This is a genomic window from Amycolatopsis sp. EV170708-02-1 (assembly GCF_022479115.1).
In the GTDB taxonomy this organism is placed as follows: Bacteria; Actinomycetota; Actinomycetes; order Mycobacteriales; family Pseudonocardiaceae; genus Amycolatopsis.
Window position 1 is genome coordinate 7,220,199 of record NZ_CP092497.1, and the last position, 17,478, is coordinate 7,237,676.

Annotated in this window: 12 protein-coding genes; 5 read left to right on the forward strand and 7 right to left on the reverse strand. The window is 69.1% G+C overall.

The features are described from left to right. Window positions 1–2 precede the first annotated feature (2 nt). The 3 genes from MJQ72_RS32830 to MJQ72_RS32840 are packed head-to-tail and all read left to right on the forward strand — an operon-like array spanning window position 3 to window position 4,293. Window positions 3–1,118, forward strand: a complete 1,116-nt coding sequence (locus tag MJQ72_RS32830; protein WP_240594888.1) for a winged helix DNA-binding domain-containing protein — start codon at window positions 3–5, stop codon at window positions 1,116–1,118. 53 nt (window positions 1,119–1,171) lie between these two features. Next, entirely contained in the window at window positions 1,172–2,629 is a 1,458-nt protein-coding gene (locus MJQ72_RS32835) for an NAD(P)/FAD-dependent oxidoreductase (protein ID WP_240594889.1), read from the forward strand. Continuing rightward, window positions 2,626–4,293 carry a GMC oxidoreductase gene (locus MJQ72_RS32840; protein WP_240594890.1) on the forward strand — a complete coding sequence of 556 codons (1,668 nt, stop codon included), beginning with the start codon at window positions 2,626–2,628 and terminating at the stop codon, window positions 4,291–4,293. Before MJQ72_RS32835 ends, MJQ72_RS32840 begins: the two co-directional genes overlap by 4 nt. 64 nt (window positions 4,294–4,357) lie before the next feature. On the opposite strand, the gene MJQ72_RS32845 is transcribed toward MJQ72_RS32840, so the two are convergent. After that, the gene (locus MJQ72_RS32845; RefSeq protein WP_240594892.1) at window positions 4,358–5,848 is read right to left on the reverse strand and encodes a chitinase; all 1,491 of its coding nucleotides are present in this window, start codon (window positions 5,846–5,848) and stop codon (window positions 4,358–4,360) included. Window positions 5,849–6,011: 163 nt separating this feature from the next. On the opposite strand from MJQ72_RS32845, the gene MJQ72_RS32850 reads away from it, so the two are divergent. After that, window positions 6,012–8,384 carry a Tex family protein gene (locus MJQ72_RS32850; protein WP_240594893.1) on the forward strand — a complete coding sequence of 791 codons (2,373 nt, stop codon included), beginning with the start codon at window positions 6,012–6,014 and terminating at the stop codon, window positions 8,382–8,384. An 83-nt stretch (window positions 8,385–8,467) separates the two neighbouring features. Here the strand turns inward: MJQ72_RS32850 and MJQ72_RS32855 are convergent, their stop codons facing one another. After that, entirely contained in the window at window positions 8,468–10,198 is a 1,731-nt protein-coding gene (locus MJQ72_RS32855; RefSeq protein WP_240594895.1) for an acyl-CoA dehydrogenase, read from the reverse strand. Window positions 10,199–10,223: 25 nt separating this feature from the next. Beyond that, on the reverse strand, window positions 10,224–11,561 hold the full coding sequence (locus MJQ72_RS32860; RefSeq protein WP_240594896.1) for a serine hydrolase: 1,338 nt from the start codon (window positions 11,559–11,561) through the stop codon (window positions 10,224–10,226). A gap of 276 nt (window positions 11,562–11,837) precedes the next feature. Between MJQ72_RS32860 and MJQ72_RS32865 the strand changes: the two genes are divergently transcribed. After that, window positions 11,838–13,493, forward strand: a complete 1,656-nt coding sequence (locus MJQ72_RS32865) for a DEAD/DEAH box helicase (RefSeq protein WP_240594898.1) — start codon at window positions 11,838–11,840, stop codon at window positions 13,491–13,493. A gap of 246 nt (window positions 13,494–13,739) precedes the next feature. On the opposite strand, the gene MJQ72_RS32870 is transcribed toward MJQ72_RS32865, so the two are convergent. The 4 genes from MJQ72_RS32870 to MJQ72_RS32885 all read right to left on the reverse strand — a co-directional run bounded on the left by MJQ72_RS32870 (window position 13,740) and on the right by MJQ72_RS32885 (window position 17,468). Next, window positions 13,740–14,672: an acyl-ACP desaturase gene (locus tag MJQ72_RS32870; protein WP_240594899.1), complete on the reverse strand. Its 933-nt coding sequence runs from the start codon at window positions 14,670–14,672 to the stop codon at window positions 13,740–13,742. A gap of 89 nt (window positions 14,673–14,761) precedes the next feature. Next, window positions 14,762–15,778 carry an iron-siderophore ABC transporter substrate-binding protein gene (locus MJQ72_RS32875; protein ID WP_240594900.1) on the reverse strand — a complete coding sequence of 339 codons (1,017 nt, stop codon included), beginning with the start codon at window positions 15,776–15,778 and terminating at the stop codon, window positions 14,762–14,764. A 27-nt stretch (window positions 15,779–15,805) separates the two neighbouring features. Then, window positions 15,806–16,699 carry an ABC transporter permease gene (locus tag MJQ72_RS32880; protein WP_240594901.1) on the reverse strand — a complete coding sequence of 298 codons (894 nt, stop codon included), beginning with the start codon at window positions 16,697–16,699 and terminating at the stop codon, window positions 15,806–15,808. Then, window positions 16,686–17,468, reverse strand: coding sequence for an ABC transporter ATP-binding protein (locus MJQ72_RS32885; protein WP_240594902.1), 783 nt, complete (start codon window positions 17,466–17,468; stop codon window positions 16,686–16,688). Before MJQ72_RS32885 ends, MJQ72_RS32880 begins: the two co-directional genes overlap by 14 nt. Window positions 17,469–17,478: the final 10 nt, after the last annotated feature.

A 17,478-nucleotide genomic window follows, 5' to 3' on the forward strand; every position in this document is an offset into this window, starting at 1 on the left:
GTATGTCCGACACGTTGAGCAGGCGCGCGCTGAACCGCGCCATGCTGGACCGGCAGTTGCTGCTCCGGCGTTCGAAGATGACCGCGCTCGAAGCGGTCGATCATCTGGCCGGCTTGCAGGCGCAGGCGCCGAACCCGCCGTACTTCGCGCTGTGGACCCGGCTGCACGGCTTCCGCCAGGAAGACCTGGCGAGCCTCCTGCTGGACAAGAGCGTCGTGCGCATCGCGCTCATGCGCGGCACGGTGCATCTGGTCACGCCATCGGACGCGCTCGCGTGGCGCCCCATCGTGCAGCCGCTCTACGACCGCTCGGTGCTCGGCAACACCCAGCACGGCCCCGATATCAAGGGCCTCGACCACCAGGAGATCGCCCGCACCGCCCGCAAGCTGCTGGGCGAGCGGCCGCTTTCGTCGGCGAGCCTCGGCGCGGAACTGGCGAAGCACTGGGAAGGCGTGGCGCCGTCGTCGCTGGTGCACGTCGCGCGGGCGTTGCTGCCGCTGGTGCAGATCCCGCCGCGCGGCGTCTGGGGCAAGTCCGGACAGCCGACGTATCAGACCACCGGCGACTGGCTGGGCGCCGAACCGGACACCGCTCCCTCGGCGGAGGCGATGTTTCGGCGCTATCTGGCCGCGTTCGGGCCCGCCAGTGTGCAGGACGCGCAGGCGTGGGCCGGGATCACGAAACTCGGCGACGTCGCCGAGCGGCTGCGGCCGGAGCTGCGGACGTTCCGTGACGAGAACGGCCGCGAACTCTTCGACCTGCCCGAAGCCCCTCGTCCCGATCCGGACACTCCCGCGCCCGCGCGGCTGCTGGGCCCGTTCGACCAGACCGTGCTGTCCTACGCCGACCGCACGCGGGTGATCAGCGACGAGTACCGCAAGGTCGTCATCACCCAGAACGGCCTGGTCAAGGGCACCATCCTGGTCGGCGGCCTGGTGAAGGGCTTCTGGGAGATCAAGACCGTGAAGAAGGCGGCTTCGGTGGTGATCACGCCGTTCGAGCGCGTCCCGAAACGCGATCTGGACACGCTGGAGAGTTCCGCGCACCGGCTGCTGGCCTGGGCGCATCCCCAGGCCGAAAGCCATTCGGTGGAGATCGTGGCCGAAAATCTCGATTGAGTGGCCGCTCGTGCACTTCCACCGAGGGTGACCGCTGGGTAACTTCGATCGGCATGGGCGATACCAGCGTGCTGATCGTAGGGACGGGCTTCGGCGGGGTCGGAACGGCGATCGAGCTCAAACGCGCCGGGTTCGACGACTTCACCATCCTGGAGAGCGCGGACGAACCCGGCGGCGTCTGGCGTGAGAACACGTACCCCGGCGCGGGCTGCGACATCCCGTCGCCGCTGTACTCGTTCTCCTACGAGCCCAATCCCGACTGGCCGAAGCGGTTCTCGCTGCAACCGGATATCCACGAGTACCTCAAACGGGTGGTGCGTCGCTACGGGCTCGAACCGCATATCCGGTTCGGCGTCCGCGTCACCTCTGCGTCCTTCGACGAGGAACGCGGGCTCTGGCGGGTGGAGACCGCGGGCGGCGAGACGTACGAAGCGAACGTCTTCGTCCCCGCCGTCGGCCAGCTTTCCCGGCCGGTCCAGCCGGACATCCCCGGCCAGGAGACCTTCGAGGGCGCCAGTTTCCACTCCGCGCGCTGGGATCACGACGTCGACCTGCGCGGCAAGAAGGTCGCGGTGATCGGCACCGGTGCGAGCGCGATCCAGTTCGTACCCGAACTCCAGCGCCAGGCGGGCGAGCTGACGGTGTTCCAGCGCACCGCGCCGTACATCATGGCGAAACGGGACACCCGCTACCGGCGCTGGCAGCAGCGGCTGTTCCGGCATCTCCCCGCCACCCAGCTGCTCGGCAGGCTCCGGATCTTCCTGCTCGCCGAGTACGCGACCTACGCGATGACGAAACATCCGGTGCTGGCCAAGGTCTTCGAACTGCGGACGGCCCAGCTGCGCCGCCGCCACATCAAGGACCCGGCGCTGCGCGCGAAGCTCACCCCGGACTACCCGCTGGGCTGCAAACGGATCCTGTTCACCAACGACTACCTGCCCGCGCTGGCTCAGCACAACGTCGCCGTGGAGACGCGGCGTATCAGCGCGATCACGCCGTCCGGAGTACGCACCGAGGACGGTGTCGAGCACGAGGCCGACGTCATCGTCTACGGGACCGGTTTCGCGGCGACCGACTTCCTCGGCGAGCTGAAGGTGGAGGGTCTCGGCGGAAAGGCTTTGTCGGACGCGTGGAAGGGCGGCGCGCGGGCGTACCTCGGCATGACCGTGCCGGGTTTCCCGAACCTGTTCTGCGTCTACGGCCCCAACACCAACCTCGGCGCCGGCTCCATCATCTACATGATCGAACGGCAGGCCCGCTACATCCGCCAGGCCGTCGAGCATCTCGCCAAACCCGGAGTGTCCTATATGGACGTGGTCCCGGAGGTCGAGCAACGGTACGACGAGGAGATCCAGCGTCGGCTGGGCAAGAGCGTCTGGACAGCCTGCGCCAGCTGGTACCGCCAGGAGAACGGCCGCGTGAGCACGAACTGGCCCGGTCTGGTCACCGAATACGACCGCCGGACGAAGACGCTCGACCTCGGCGACTACCGGACGGCGGGACCGCGATGAACTACGACGTGCTGGTGATCGGCTCCGGTTTCGGGGGCAGCGTGACGGCGTTGCGGCTCACCGAGAAGGGCTATCGCGTCGGCGTGCTGGAGACCGGGCGCCGGTTCGCCGACGACGAGTTCGCGAAGACCTCGTGGCGGCTGCGGAAATACCTGTGGGCACCGAAACTGGGCTGTTACGGCATCCAGCGGCTGACCCTGCTGAAGAACACGTTCGTGCTGAGCGGCGCGGGCGTCGGAGGCGGGTCGCTCGTCTACGCGAACACGCTCTACGAACCGCCGGACACCTTCTACCGGGATCCGCAGTGGGCGCACATCACCGACTGGAAGGCCGAACTCGCCCCGCATTACGACCAGGCGAAGCGGATGCTGGGCGTGGTGGAGAACCCGCTGGTCACCCCGGCCGACCGCGTGCTGCGCGAAGTCGCCGAGGACATGGGCATCGCGGACACCTACCGGCCGACCCCGGTCGGCGTCCACTTCGGCGCGCGCGACGTCGACCCGTTCTTCGGCGGCGAAGGCCCGCTGCGGAAGCCGTGCACGCACTGCGGCGAGTGCATGACCGGCTGCCGGGTCGGCGCGAAGAACACGACCGTCAAGAACTACCTGTATCTGGCGGAGAAGGCGGGTGCGGAGGTCCATCCGCTGACCACCGCGGTGTCGGTCCGGCCGATCGATGGCGGTTACGCCGTCGACACCGTCCGAACAGGACGGTGGATGCGCAAGCGCAAGCAGACCTTCACCGCCTCCGAGGTGGTATTCGCCGCCGCTTCGCTAGGCACACAACGGCTTCTGCATTCGTTGAAGGACTCGGGAACGCTGCCGAACCTGTCTCCGCGTCTCGGCCTGCTCGCCAGGACGAACTCCGAGGCCGTGCTCGCCGCGCGCTCGCTGCGGAAGGACACGGACTTCACCCGCGGCGTCGCGATCACGTCGTCGATCCATCCCGACGCCGTCACGCACGTCGAACCGGTGCGCTACGGCAAGGGCAGCAACGCCATGGGGCTGCTCGCGACGGTGCTCGTCGACGCCGAGCCGGGCAAACGGCGGTGGGCGCTGGGCGTCCGCGAGCTGTGGCGGCACCGGCGGAACCTGGTGCGGCTGCACAATCCGCGGCGCTGGTCCGAACGGATGGTCGGGCTGCTGGTGATGCAGACGCTGAACAATTCCGTGACCACCTACACGAAACGCGGGCTCTTCGGCCGCAGGATGACCACGAAACAGGGCATCGGCGACCCGAATCCCGAGTGGATCCCGGCCGGACACGAGGTCACCCGGCGGGTGGCGGACAAGATCGGTGGGCTGGCGCAGGGCGCGTGGACGGATCTGGCGAACATCCCGGTCACCGGGCATTTCATCGGTGGCTGCGCGATCGGTGACAGCGCCGAGACCGGCGTCGTCGACCCGTACCAGCGGGTGCACGGGTATCCCGGGCTGCATGTCGCCGACGGCTCGGCGATCTCGGCGAATCTCGGCGTGAACCCGTCGCTGACCATCACCGCGCAGGCGGAACGCGCGATGTCGTTGTGGCCCAACAAGGGCGAGGAGGATCCAAGACCGCCGCTCGGCTCGGGTTACCGGCGCCTGTCCCCCGTCGCACCGCTGAAGCCTGTCGTCCCACCGGAGGCCCCTACGGCGTTGCGGTTGCCGCTCACTCCGCTCTGACATGGAAAGGGCGGGGCACCGTCGCCCGCGCGACGACGGTGCCCCGCCCCGGTCTAGCGGATCATCACGGGAGGCCGGCCAGGCCCGCGCTCACCGTGTTCGACCACGCGTAGCCCTGCGAGGCGTCCCAGTTGATCGACCAGGTCATCGCGCCCCGGATCGCCGGGTACGTCGTCGAGGGCTTGAACGAGCCGCAGTTCGTGCCCTTCGCCAGGCAGTTCAGCGCGTTGACCGTGTTGCCGGGCGCCTGGTAGCCGCCACCGGCAGCCGAGCCCGACGCGGGCAGGCCGAGACCGACCTGGTCGGCCCGCAGGCCGCTCTGCAGCTGGATGCAGGCCAGCGCGGTGAGGAAGTCGACCGTGCCCTGCGAGTAGACCTTCTGGTCGCAGCCGAGCATCGTGCCGCTGTTGTAGTACTGCATGTTGACGATGGTCAGGATGTCCTTGACGTTCAGCGCCAGCTTGAAGTACTCCGCCGACGGGCTCTGCATGTCGATCGTCTGCGGCGCCATGGTGATGATCGAGCCGCCCGCCGCGTGGATGCTGCGCAGCGCCTGCGCCATGTAGGTCGCGTTGACGCCGTTCTCCAGGTCGATGTCGACGCCGTCGAAACCGTAGGTCGCGATGAGCGACTTCATGCTGTTGGAGAAGTTCGTCGCCGCGGCCGAGGAATCGACGCGGATCGTGCCCTTCTCACCGCCGACGGACAGGATGACCTTCTGCCCGCGCGCCTGCGCCGTCTTGATGTCGGCCTTGAACTGCGCGTCGGTGTAGCCGCCGAGCTGGCTCGACAGACCGGAGTCGAGGGTGAAGCTGACCGCGCCCGGCGTGGCCGTCGCGTCGGCGAAGGACACCGCGATGATGTTGTACTTCGTCGGGACGTCGGCGAGCTTGAGCGCCTTCGCGCCGTTGTAGAAGTTCTGCCAGTAGCCGGTGATCACGTGCTTCGGCAGGTTCCCGGTGGGCGGGGTGCTGGTCGTGGTGGTCGGCGGGTTCGACGTGGTGGTCGTCGGGCTCGTGGACGTCGTCGGCGTGGTCGGCGTCGTGGTGGGTGAGCCGCCCGGGCCGTCGAGGTTCACGTCGTCGGCGAAGTACGCCGGCTGGCCGTACCAGCCGTGCAGGTAGATCTCGACGCTGCTGGTGGACGCGCCGGTGGTGAAGCTCAGCGAGAGCTGCGACCAGCTGCCGCCGCCCGGGGTCCAGGTGTTCTTGTCACCCGTCCCGGTGCCGGTGACACCGAGGTAGGTGTAGCTGCCCTGCACCCACGCCGAAAGCGTGTACGCGGTGTTGGCCTTGACCGGCACGCTCTGCGAGCAGCGGGCGTTGTCCTGTCCGGCCGGGGTGGCGCTGAGCGCGCGGCTGCCCGAGTGGACCGGCGTGGTGACCACGGAGGACGCGCCGGAGCAGGTCCAGCCGCTCGTGGTCCCGAGTTCGAAGCCCGGATTGGTCAGGATGTTGGCGGCCGAGGCGTTGCCCGAGACCGCGAAAGTCACCCCCAGGCACACGGCCAGTGACGACAGCAGGGCGAGGAACGCGTGTTTCGGCTTCACTTTCACACTGGCCTCCACGAACGGGTGCGGTCGGGGCCACATCAAAATGGTACAGACCAATACAACTGTCAAGGGTTCGGTTAGGGGAGGCCATACGAAAGTCGGCTCGGCGCGAGCGGCAGAATGCAGGGTCCGAGAGCACCCGAGGGCGGATTTCAGGAGCGTGGGAGTGAGCGTGCAGGGCCTGCAGACAGTCGAGCAGAAGATCGCCGAAGAACTCGGCGTGCGCGAAGGGCAGGTCAAGGCGGCCGTCGACCTGCTGGACGGCGGATCGACCGTGCCGTTCATCGCCCGGTACCGCAAAGAGGTCACCGGGATGCTGGACGACACCCAGCTCCGCACCCTCGAAGAACGCCTCCGCTACCTGCGGGAACTCGGCGAGCGCAAGGTCGCGGTGCTGGAGTCGATCCGCAGCCAGGGCAAGCTGGACGAGGCGCTCGAAGCGTCGATCATGGCGGCGGACACCAAGTCCCGCCTCGAAGACATCTACCTGCCGTACAAGCCCAAGCGGCGGACGAAGGCGATGATCGCCCGCGAGGCCGGCCTGGAGCCGCTCGCCGACGGGCTGCTGAGCGACCCGAACACCGACCCGCAGGCCGCCGCCGCGGTGTTCGTCGACGCCGACAAGGGCGTCGCGGACGCGCAGGCCGCGCTGGACGGCGCCCGCGCGATCCTCGTCGAGCGCTTCGCCGAAGACGCCGACCTGATCGGCGAGCTGCGCGAGAAGATGTGGGCGGAAGGCCGCCTCGCTTCGAAGGTCCGTGACGGCAAGGCCGAAGAGGGCGCGAAGTTCTCCGACTACTTCGAGTTCTCCGAGCCCTACACCAAGCTCCCCTCACACCGGATCCTCGCGATGTTCCGCGGTGAGAAGGAGGAGATCCTCGACCTGTCGATGGAGTCGGAAGAGCCTTCGGAGGAGCCGAAGACCGGGCCGACCGAGTACGAGAACCGCATCGCCCACAAGTTCGGCATCGCCAACGAAGGCCGACCGGCCGACAAGTGGCTCGGCGACACCGTCCGCTGGGCGTGGCGTACGAAGATCCTGCTGCACCTGGGGATCGACCTGCGGATGCGGCTGCGCCAGTCGGCCGAGGACGACGCCGTTCGCGTGTTCGCCGCGAACCTGCGCGACCTGCTGCTCGCCGCACCGGCGGGCACCCGCGCCACGATGGGCCTCGACCCGGGCTTCCGCACCGGCGTCAAGGTCGCCGTCGTCGACGCGACCGGCAAGGTCGTCGGCACACACGTGATCTACCCGCACCAGCCCGCGAACAAATGGGACCAGTCCATCGCCGAACTGGCCGCGCTGTGCGCCCGGCACAAGGTGGACCTGATCTCGATCGGCAACGGCACCGCGTCCCGCGAGACCGACAAGCTCGCCGGCGAACTGATCAAGAAGCACCCGGAACTGAAGCTGACGAAGGCCGTCGTCTCGGAGGCGGGCGCGTCGGTCTACTCCGCGTCGGCGTTCGCTTCGCAGGAACTGCCGGGCATGGACGTCTCGCTACGCGGCGCGGTCTCCATCGCGCGCCGGCTGCAGGACCCGCTGGCGGAACTGGTGAAGATCGACCCGAAGTCGATCGGCGTCGGGCAGTACCAGCACGACCTGTCGGAGATCTCGCTGTCGCGTTCACTCGACGCGGTGGTCGAAGACTGCGTGAACGCCGTCGGCGTGGACGTCAACACGGCCTCGGCGCCGCTGCTGACCCGCGTCTCGGGCATCACGACGACGCTGGCGGAGAACATCGTCGCGCACCGCGACGAGAACGGGCCGTTCAAGACCCGCAGCGGGCTCAAGGAGGTCGCGCGGCTCGGCCCGAAGGCCTTCGAGCAGTGCGCGGGCTTCCTCCGCATCCCGGACGGCGACGACCCGCTCGACTCGTCCTCGGTGCACCCCGAGGCCTATCCGGTGGTGCGGCGCATCCTTTCGTCGACCGGCACGGACATCCGTTCGCTGATCGGCAACACGCGGACACTGCAGGCGCTGAAGCCGTCGGAATTCGTCGACGACACCTTCGGGCTCCCCACGGTGACCGACATCCTCGCCGAACTCGACAAACCGGGCCGCGACCCGCGACCCGCGTTCAAGACCGCGACCTTCGCCGACGGCGTCGAGAAGATCGGCGACCTCAAGCCGGGGATGCGGCTGGAAGGTGTCGTGACGAACGTGGCCGCGTTCGGCGCGTTCATCGACGTCGGCGTGCACCAGGACGGGCTCGCGCACGTGTCGGCGCTGTCGAAGAACTTCGTCAAGGACCCGCGTGAGGTCGTGAAACCGGGCGACATCGTCAAGGTGAAGGTGCTGGAGGTCGACGTGCCGCGCAAGCGGATCTCGCTGACCCTGCGCCTCGACGACGAGCCCGGCAAGCCCGCTCGCGAAAACGGCGGTGGCGGCCGGGACCGCGGCCAGGGCGGCCAGCGTCAGGGCGGCGGCAACCGAGGCGGCCAGGGCGGCCGTGGCGGCGGCCGGGACCGCGGCGGGAACTCCGGTGGCGGCGGCGCCATGGCGGACGCGCTCCGGAAGGCCGGCTTCGGCAAGTAGAGCTGCTGAAGGGCGCTTTCCCCGCATGCGATGCGGGGAAAGCGCCCTTCACCGCGTCGGATGCGGGGAAAGCGTCCTTCAGCTCACGGGTTCATCGCGTAGGCGCCGGAGAGATCGCGGACCAGGGACCACACGTGGTCGAAACGGTCCGCGTCGACCACCGGCTTCCGGATCGAAGCGAGCGCCAGCGCCTGCTGCGCCTCGGTCGAGGACGACTTCCCGTGCAGGTCGATCGCCGCGACGCTGAAGTCCTGCACCAGCACGGCGAAGATCTGGTCGACGACCTCGGTCTCGATCCCGGTGATCTCCGCCTGCTCCAGCACCAGCTGCCCGTACACGACCAGCGTGAACAGCTCGGTCAGCGCGAGGCCGAAGTCGAGGTCCTGCTGCTGCGCCTCGTCCGGGGCCGCGTCGGTGAACAGCTTCACCAGAGCCTCGGCCTGTTCGGTGAACCGGGCGACGTTCGGGATCGCGGACGCCTTGGCGTAGGCCTCGCGCCAGTCGTGGAACCGCACCTTGGACAGCCCGCGCGCGGGGCCCTGGCGGAAGAGGAACTCGTCGTCCGCCGCGTCGGAGCGGGTCGGCACCGGCTCGTACGCCTGCGGCGCGAACAGGTACGCGGGAACGAACTTCGCGATCAGCGCGAGGTTCACCGCCACCGTGCCTTCGAGCTTCGGCAGGCCGTCGATGTCGTTCTTCGACATCGCGAGATAGGTGTCGGCCTCGAAACCCTTGGCCGCCACCACGTCCGCGACCAGGCCGATGACCTTCTGCGCCTCGGTGGTCACCTTCATCTTGGTGATCGGGTTGAACAGCAGGTACCGGCGGTCGTCCGCGTTCGCGCTGCGGAAGTAGTCCACCGCGCGGTCGGAGAACAGCTTCATCGCGACGAGCCGCGCGTACGCCTCCACGAATTCCCGGCGCACGTGCGGGAAGTCGGTGACCTTCTTGCCGTAGAGCACCCGGTTGTGCGCGTGCGTGATCGCCTCGTACAGCGAGTGCGTCGACATCCCGATGCCGCCGAAGCACAGGTTGAACTTGCCGATGTTGACCGTGTTCAGCGCCGCGGAGAACGCTTCGGCGCCGACGTGCAGAATGTCCTCTTCGGACACCGGGTAGTCGTTCAGCTCGAACTCGGCGACGTACATCTGCGACGGCACGACGTTCTTCACCACGCGGTAGTTCGGGTGTTCCGAGTCCGCGTAGAAGAACACGTACTGGTCCGGGCCCTCGACACCGTCGATACGGCCGAACACCGACACGGTCCGCGCACAGTTTCCGTTGCCGATGTAGTACTTCGACCCGTTCGCGCGGTAGCCGCCCTTGCCGTCCGGGGTGAGCACGAGATCCGACGAGTAGATGTCGGCACCATGGTCCTTTTCGGACAGTCCGAACGCGGCGACGCCACCGGCCGCGAGCGAGTCCGCCGCGCGTTTGCGGGCGGCCTCGTTCGCGCTCTGCCACACCGGGCCCAGGCCGAGGATGGTGACCTGCCACGGGTACCAGTAGTTCAAGCCGTAGAAACCGAGGATTTCCGACAGGGCCGCGACCCGCGCGGTGTCCCAGCGCTTGTCGGGATTCCCCTCGGCGTTGGCGCCGGGAGTGAGGAACGTCGAGAACAGGCCTTCCTTGCCCGCGAACTCGATGAAGTCCGCGTAGAAGGTCCGGTCGTGGTAGTCCTCGACGAGCTTGCGTTTGCCACGCTGTTCGAACCACTCGATGGTGGCACGCAACAGGCGACGCGTCTCCGGGTCGAACTGCTGGGGGTCGTACCCACCCGGGTTCAGCAACAACGCGGTCGCCTTTTCGCTCATGGTCACTCCTGGTCAGCCGAAGTTACTACCCGGTAACCGTAGCGCCTCGCTTCGCCGTCCGGCCACCGAACTCGACCGAAGTCACCCGTCCACGCTCGTCGCGCAGGAACCGCGCGGTGGGCTTGCGGGTGTCCGCGGCCGGGGCGATCGCGTCTCCGCCGACGAACACGGCCTCGAACGGCGGAGGCGACGGGAAGTCCTCGATCTCGGCGACCAGCTGGGCCCAGAGGGCGCCGTCCCGGTCGCTGACCACGAACGCCAGGTCACCGGTCTGGTAGCGGCCCAGGTACTCGGCGAGGTCCGGCTGGGCCACAGGCGGAGGGCTCACGAGCGGAGGCAGCCCGACCACGTGCTCCAGGCACCAGTCGACGATCTTGGCGCCCAGCGCGGACCCGCCCGCGCTGTTGGTCAGCACCGTGACGGCGAAATCGTGCTCCGGCAAGGTCACGAAATCCGACAGCTGCAGATTGCTCACGTTGCCGCCGTGCCGGACCAGCCGGGCCTCGCCGTGGGTGGTGTGCAGCCAGCTCAGCCCGACCTCCTCGAACCGCAGCGCGGCCTTGCGCTGCGGCGCGCGCATGAGGTCGCGGGTGGCCTCGCTGAGCGGCGGTTTCCCCTCGGCCTCGCCGGTGAGAAAGAACCGCGCCCACTTCAGCTGGTCGCCCGCCGTCGACCACAGGCCGCCGCTCGCGCTGTCGGCCCGGGTCAGGCCGACGGTGTGCTCGACCGCCGGCCCGCCGTCACGCAGCACGTGACCGACGGCGTGACGGCGCGTGAGCACCTCCCACGGCAGGTAATACGACTCGGTCATGCCCAGCGGTTCGAGCAGCCGGGCACGCACGACGTCCTCGAAGGCCTCGCCGGTCGCCACCTCGACGACCCGCCCGGCCAGCTGGAACCCGGCGTTGCAGTAGGAGAACACCTCACCGGGCGCGAAGTTCTGCGGGAGGTCGCCGAACCGCGCGATCGCGAGGGCCAGCGCGTCGTCACCCCACCCGGTGGTGAAGTCCACGTCGCCGAGGAACCCGGCCGAATGCGTGAGCAGATGGCGCAGGGTCACCGTCTTCCGCGCCACCGGATCCGCCAGCGGGAGATCGGGAAGGTGCTCGACGACCGGCCGGTCCAGGTCCAGCGTCCCGTCTTCGACCAGCGCCATGACGGCGGCCGCGGCGAACGTCTTGCTGGTGGAGCCGATCATGAACAACGTGCCGGGATCGACCGGGAGCCCGGTGTCCACACTGGACACTCCGGTGGCGAACACCGACTCCTCGCCCCGGTACGTCACCCCCACCACGGCCCCGGGGACGCTCGCGCGACGCGCCTCCTCGTCGAGCACCCCTTGCAGTTCCTGAACGTTCGACACCCGTGTCCCCTTTCGTACCGGTCAGGCCAGCGTTCCACCGCGAGGCCGGGTCCGGCTCGTACGAACCGACGAACATCACCGGGCCGGTGCGGGCGATATCACGTAGCCCGGGAGATCACGACCCAGTACACTGGACGACGCGGTCCGCTCAGTTCTGCCTCGGGCCGCGTTTCGTTGTCGAAGACCACGCGCCGCGGCCCCCCGAGGTCTGCGCCGGGCAGGACAACCGTTTCTACTCTTACGGAGATACCAGGGCGCCCGTGCGCCCACACGCTTATGAGCACACCTACTTTCACCGAACTCGGCCTGCCCAAGACCCTCGTCGACGCACTCGCCGAACAGGGCGTCACCAGCCCGTTCCCGATCCAGGCCGCCACGCTGCCGCATTCGCTGGCCGGCCGGGACGTCCTCGGCCGCGGCCGCACCGGCTCCGGCAAGACGTACGGCTTCGTGCTGCCCGTCCTCGCCCGGCTCGCCGAGGGCCCGACGCGGCGCCGCCCCGGCCGCCCGCGCGCGCTGGTCCTGGCGCCGACGCGCGAGCTGGCGACCCAGATCGAGGCGTCGTTCCTGCCGCTGGCCAAACCGCTCGGCCTCAAGGTCACCACGATCTTCGGCGGGGTCAGCCCGAACCCGCAGATCACCCGCCTGCGTGACGGCGTGGACATCGTCGTCGCCTGCCCCGGTCGCCTCGCCGACCACATGCGCTCGGGCGAGGCGAAACTCGACCACGTCGAGATCACCGTGCTGGACGAGGCCGACCACATGGCCGACCTCGGCTTCCTGCCCGACGTGCGGCGCATCATGGCCGAGACCCCGGAGCGCGGGCAGCGGCTGCTGTTCTCCGCGACCCTCGACGCGGGCGTCGACGTGCTGGTCAAGCGGTTCATGCACGACCCGGTGACGCACAGCGTCGACTCGGCGCAGTCGCCGGTCTCGACCATGAAGCACCACGTGCTGCATCTGGAGGAGACCCACCGGCTGCCGGTGCTGATCGACCTCACCGCCGCCCCGGGCCGCACCCTGGTGTTCACCCGGACGAAGCACCGCGCCAAGCAGCTGACGCGCAAGCTCATGGCCTCCGGTGTGCCGGCGGTCGAACTGCACGGCAACCTCGGTCAGACGGCGCGGACCCGCAACCTGGAGGCGTTCGCGTCCGGCGCGGCGAAGACGCTAGTCGCGACCGACATCGCCGCGCGCGGTATCCACGTCGACGACGTCACGCTCGTCATCCACGCCGACCCGCCGGTCGAACACAAGGCGTACCTGCACCGGTCCGGCCGGACGGCGCGGGCCGGGGCGTCCGGCACCGTCGTCACGCTGATGACCGACGCGCAGGTCGGCGACGTCCGCGACCTCACCCGCAAGGCCGGTATCAAGCCGACCACGACGCAGCTCGGCCCCGGCCACCCGCTGCTGTCGGAGCTGGCGCCCGGTGAGCGTTCGTTCACCGCGTCGCCGCGGCGGCCGATCGTGGACACGCGGCCGAAGAAGGTCACCGCTTCCGGTGAGGCCATCCCGGCCAGGGGCGAGGACGAGGACCGTCCGGCCCGCGGCGGGCGCGGTGCCCGTGGTGGTCGTGGCCGTGGTCCCTCGGCCGGTGGCCGTGGTCCCTCGGCCGGTGGCCGTGGTGCTTCCGGCGGACGTCGCGGTGGCTCCTCGGACGGCCGTTCGCGTCAGCCCCGTACCGAAGGCGACCGTCGCGGCGCTTCCGCGGGCCAGGGCCGTCGCGCGGCCGAGCCCACCGGACGTCGCGAAGGCGCGCCCAAGGGCGGCCAAGGCCGCCGCGCCGCCGCCGAGTCACAGCCGCGCCGCGGCTCCGGCGCGTCGAAGTCGCAATCCTCGCGGAACCAGTCCGGCGGTGCTCCGGCCCGCCGTGGCGGTGCCGCCGCGTTCTCCTCGGGAACCCGCGCCGGCTCGCGCCGCTCGCGCTAGCTCTCCCGGCCCCTTCACGCGAGTCCCGGCGGACGACACACACGTGTCGTCCGCCGGATCACGCGTGTCGTCCATCCGATCACACGTGCCGTCCGCCGGATCACGCGTGCTTGAAGCCGTAACTCGCGTGCCTGAAGGCGTAACTCGCGTGCTTGAAGGCGTAACTCGCGTGCTTGGAGCCGGATCACGGAGTTACGTCTCCAAGCACGCGAGTCACATCCCTGAGCACGCGAGTTACGGCTCTGCTCACGCGTGGCGGGCGGCGGCGCGGGCTTCGGCGGCCGCGCGACGCTCTTCGAAGCGCGAAGCCTGGGTGTCGAGGGCCTTCAGGAACTGGTCGAGCTCGTCCCGCGCCTTCTCCCCCACCTCGCCGAGCCCTTCGAGCTCGAAGATCTTCCACTGCCGCAGCAACGGCCAGATCACCTCGTCGTGGTGGATCCGCAGGTCGTAGATGCCCGCCTTCGCGATCAGCGCGGCCTTTCGCACGAAGCTCGGGATCACCGCGCCCGGCATCTGGAACTGGACGACCTCGTCGGTGATGGCGCGCATCATCGCGTCGGGTGAAAGCTCCAGCGACGCCTGCACCAGGTTCCGGTAGAAGAGCATGTGCAGGTTCTCGTCCATCGCGACCCGCGCGAGCAGCTTCTCGCACAACGGATCCTGCGTGTACTTCCCGGTGTTGCGGTGCGAGATCCGCGTCGCCAGCTCCTGGAACGACACGTACGCGAAGACGTTCAGCAGCGCCTTGTCGCCACTGTCGTACCCCGCCTCCATGGTCTGCATCCGCATACGCTCCAGCTCGACCGGATCGACCGCGCGCGTCACCAGCAGATAGTCGCGGATGCAGATGCCGTGGCGGCCCTCCTCGGCGGTCCAGCGGTGCACCCACGTGCCCCACGCGCCGTCGCGGCCGAAGGCGCGCTCGATCTCGCGGTGATAGCTCGGCAGGTTGTCCTCGGTGAGGAGGTTGACCTCCAGGGACGTCCGCGCGATCGGCGACACCCGCGACTGCCCGGGATCCCACGCCTCGCCGCCGAGGTCGGCGAAGTTCCGGCCCTCGTCCCACGGCACGTACTCGTGCGGCATCCATTCCTTGGCGACCGAGAGATGCCGGTTGAGGTTCTCCTCGACCGTCCCTTCGAGCTCGAGCATCAGCCGGGTGGTTTCGGGGACCGCCATGCGTTTCGTCCTTCCAGGGTACGGAAAACGCTACCTACGACACCGTAACTTACGGTGTCGTAGGTTTGCCACCCGCGGAAGGTGAACGCTCAGGAGCCGGGGACGGCCGCCACCTTCGGCACCAGCTGCTCGATCGCGTACGGGATGCTCAGCACGGTGTTGAACGAGATCGCGGCGCCCACCGGCGGATTCTCGTAGGTGATGAACAGATCCCGCTTCTCCGCCGACACCTTCAGCTTCCGGTACACCGGATCGGCCCGCACCCGGGCCTCGGCGCCGACGTCGGAGTTCAGCCACACCAGGCGGTCCGCGTCGAACAGGTCGAACCGCTCCGACGTGACCTCCACGACGTTGTTCTCCGGTTTGCTCAGCGCCTTGACCGGCTCGAAGGGCCGGAAGCCCAGCTCGGTCATGAAGATCATCTTCGGGTCGGTCGTGGTGAACGCGGAGAACTTGCCCGCCTCGAAGGTGTCGGCGACGACCATCGTCAGCTTCGCGAATTCGGGGTGTTCCGCCCGCGCCCGCGCGAAGCGGCTGTCGATTCCGGCGATCAGCTCGTCCGCTTTCCGCGGCAGCCCCAGCGCGCGGCCGACCATCCGGGTCGTCTCCTGCCACGGCGCCGCGTAGTCCGCGTACTTCGGCGGCTGCGCGACGACCGGAGCGAGCTGCGTGAGCTTGTCGTACTGCTCCTTCTTCATCCCGCTGTACTGGGCGAGGATCAGATCCGGCTTCAGCGCGGCGATCTTCTCGAAGTTGTAGTCGTCGCGCTCGCCGACGATCTCCGGCGCCTTGTCGCCCCAGCGCGCCTGGGTCCACGGCCACTTCCCGTAGGGCCGCTCCTTGAACCAGTCGACGGCGCCGACCGGCCGGATCCCGAGCGCCAGCACGGCGTCATGGTCGGACAGGCCGAGCGTGACGATCCGCGACGGCTGCTTCTCGACCGTCGTCGACCCGTACTTGTGCTCGACGGTCACCGGGAAGGTGCCGCGGGCCTCCGGCGGCACCAGGGTTTCGTCGGCCGAGTGCGAAGAACCGCAACCCGCCACCAGCAACGACATCATCAGCGCGGTCAGGAACGCCTTGACCCGCACCCCAGGAACAGACATGCGGGTAAGGCTAGCCTGTCCAAAGTCCTAAAGGGACGCGGTGAGACCACGGGCACGCAGGACCGAACGTTCCAGCGGACGGAACACCAGCAGTTCGATGCCGACGCCGACCAGCAGGATCAGGAAGATCGCCGAGATCACGCCTTCCATGCTGTTGAACGACGAGCCCTCGTTGAGGTACGCGCCGAGCCCCTTGCCCAGCGCCGGGGACAGCGCGATCAGCTCGGCGGCCATCAGCGAACGCCACGAGAACGCCCAGCCCTGCTTGAGCCCGGCCAGGAAACCCGGCAACGCGGCGGGCAGCAGGATGTGCCGGGCCGACGAGAGCCGGTTCGCGCCCATCACCTGGCCGACACGCGGCAGGATCGGCGGGATCTGGTCGATGCCCGAGACGAGACCGTTCGCGATGGAAGGCACCGAACCCAGCAACACCACGAAGTAGATCGAGGCGTCGTTCAGCCCGAACCACAGGATCGCCGCCGGCACCCACGCCACCGACGGAAGGCTTTGCAGCCCGGTCAGGAACGGCCCGACCGCGGCGCGCACGATGCGGACCTTCGCCACCAGCAGGCCGAGCGGGGTTCCGATGACCACGCCGATCAGGAAGCCCAGCGCGGCCCGGTGCACCGACGTCCAGACGAATTCGAAGATCTCGCCGTCGACGGTGATGCCGACGAGTTCGTCCCACACCGTGAGCGGCGCGGGCAGCATCGACTCCGGCCAGAACGCGGCGGCCCACAGCGCCTGCCACAGCGCGACCAGCAGCGCCAGGAAGACCACCGGCGGCACGAAGCCGCGCAGGAACCGCTTCCCCCGGCTTTCCCGGCGTTCCCCGGTCGGGGTGTCGAGTGAGTCGAGCCCCGCGCCGACGGCCTCGTCGGCGTCTTCCGCCGCGGTTTCGGGGCGGTCAAGCCGCGGCATGGGTACTGATCACCTCCCGGAGGTGACCGGTGATCTCCAAGGTGAGCTCTTCGGCGTCGGAGGTCTGGACGTCGCGCCATTCCCGCACGACGCGGCCCGGCCGCGACGAAAGCAGCACGACCCGCTGGCCCAGCCGGACGGCCTCGCGGACGTCGTGGGTCACGAACAGCACGGAGGTGCCGGTGCTGCGGTAGACGCGCAGCAGCTCACCCTGCAGGACGTCGCGGGTGATGGCGTCGAGTGCGGCGAACGGCTCGTCCATCAGCAGCAGCGCCTGCTCCGTGTCACCGCCGACGCGCAGGGTCGCGGCCAGCGCCCTGGCGAGCGCGACGCGCTGCCGCATCCCGCCGGACAGCTCGTGCGGCCGCTTGTCGCCCGCGCCGCCGAGACGGACGAGTTCGAGCAGTTCGGCCGCCTTCTCGCGGCGCTCGGCCCGGCCGAAACCGGCGAGCCGCAGCGGCAGTTCCACGTTGCGGGCCGCGGTCAGCCACGGCATCAGCGCGGCCTCCTGGAACATGACCGCGGGCCGGGAGGTCTCGAGCGTGATCGAGCCCGCCGTCGGCCGGTCGAGCCCGGCGACCAGGTTCAGCAGCGTGCTCTTGCCACAACCGGAGGCGCCGAGAAGGCAGACGAACTCGCCGGGCGCGACCGTCAGGTCCACCCCGTCGAGGGCCACGACGGCGCGGCCGGTCGGCCCGAACGCCTTCCGCACCCCGTCGAGCCGCACGGCGACATCGGTGGACAGGCCGGGCTCCAAGGTGGTCGTCATTCGCTGATCC

Coding starts and splice junctions, on each gene's coding strand:
- MJQ72_RS32830 (WP_240594888.1), top strand. CDS start 3: ATGTCCGACACGTTGAGCAGGCGCGCGCTGAACCGCGCCATGCTGGAC.
- MJQ72_RS32835 (WP_240594889.1), top strand. CDS start 1,172: ATGGGCGATACCAGCGTGCTGATCGTAGGGACGGGCTTCGGCGGGGTC.
- MJQ72_RS32840 (WP_240594890.1), top strand. CDS start 2,626: ATGAACTACGACGTGCTGGTGATCGGCTCCGGTTTCGGGGGCAGCGTG.
- MJQ72_RS32855 (WP_240594895.1), bottom strand. CDS start 10,198: ATGAGCGAAAAGGCGACCGCGTTGTTGCTGAACCCGGGTGGGTACGAC.
- MJQ72_RS32865 (WP_240594898.1), top strand. CDS start 11,838: ATGAGCACACCTACTTTCACCGAACTCGGCCTGCCCAAGACCCTCGTC.
- MJQ72_RS32870 (WP_240594899.1), bottom strand. CDS start 14,672: ATGGCGGTCCCCGAAACCACCCGGCTGATGCTCGAGCTCGAAGGGACG.
- MJQ72_RS32875 (WP_240594900.1), bottom strand. CDS start 15,778: ATGTCTGTTCCTGGGGTGCGGGTCAAGGCGTTCCTGACCGCGCTGATG.
- MJQ72_RS32880 (WP_240594901.1), bottom strand. CDS start 16,699: ATGCCGCGGCTTGACCGCCCCGAAACCGCGGCGGAAGACGCCGACGAG.
- MJQ72_RS32885 (WP_240594902.1), bottom strand. CDS start 17,468: ATGACGACCACCTTGGAGCCCGGCCTGTCCACCGATGTCGCCGTGCGG.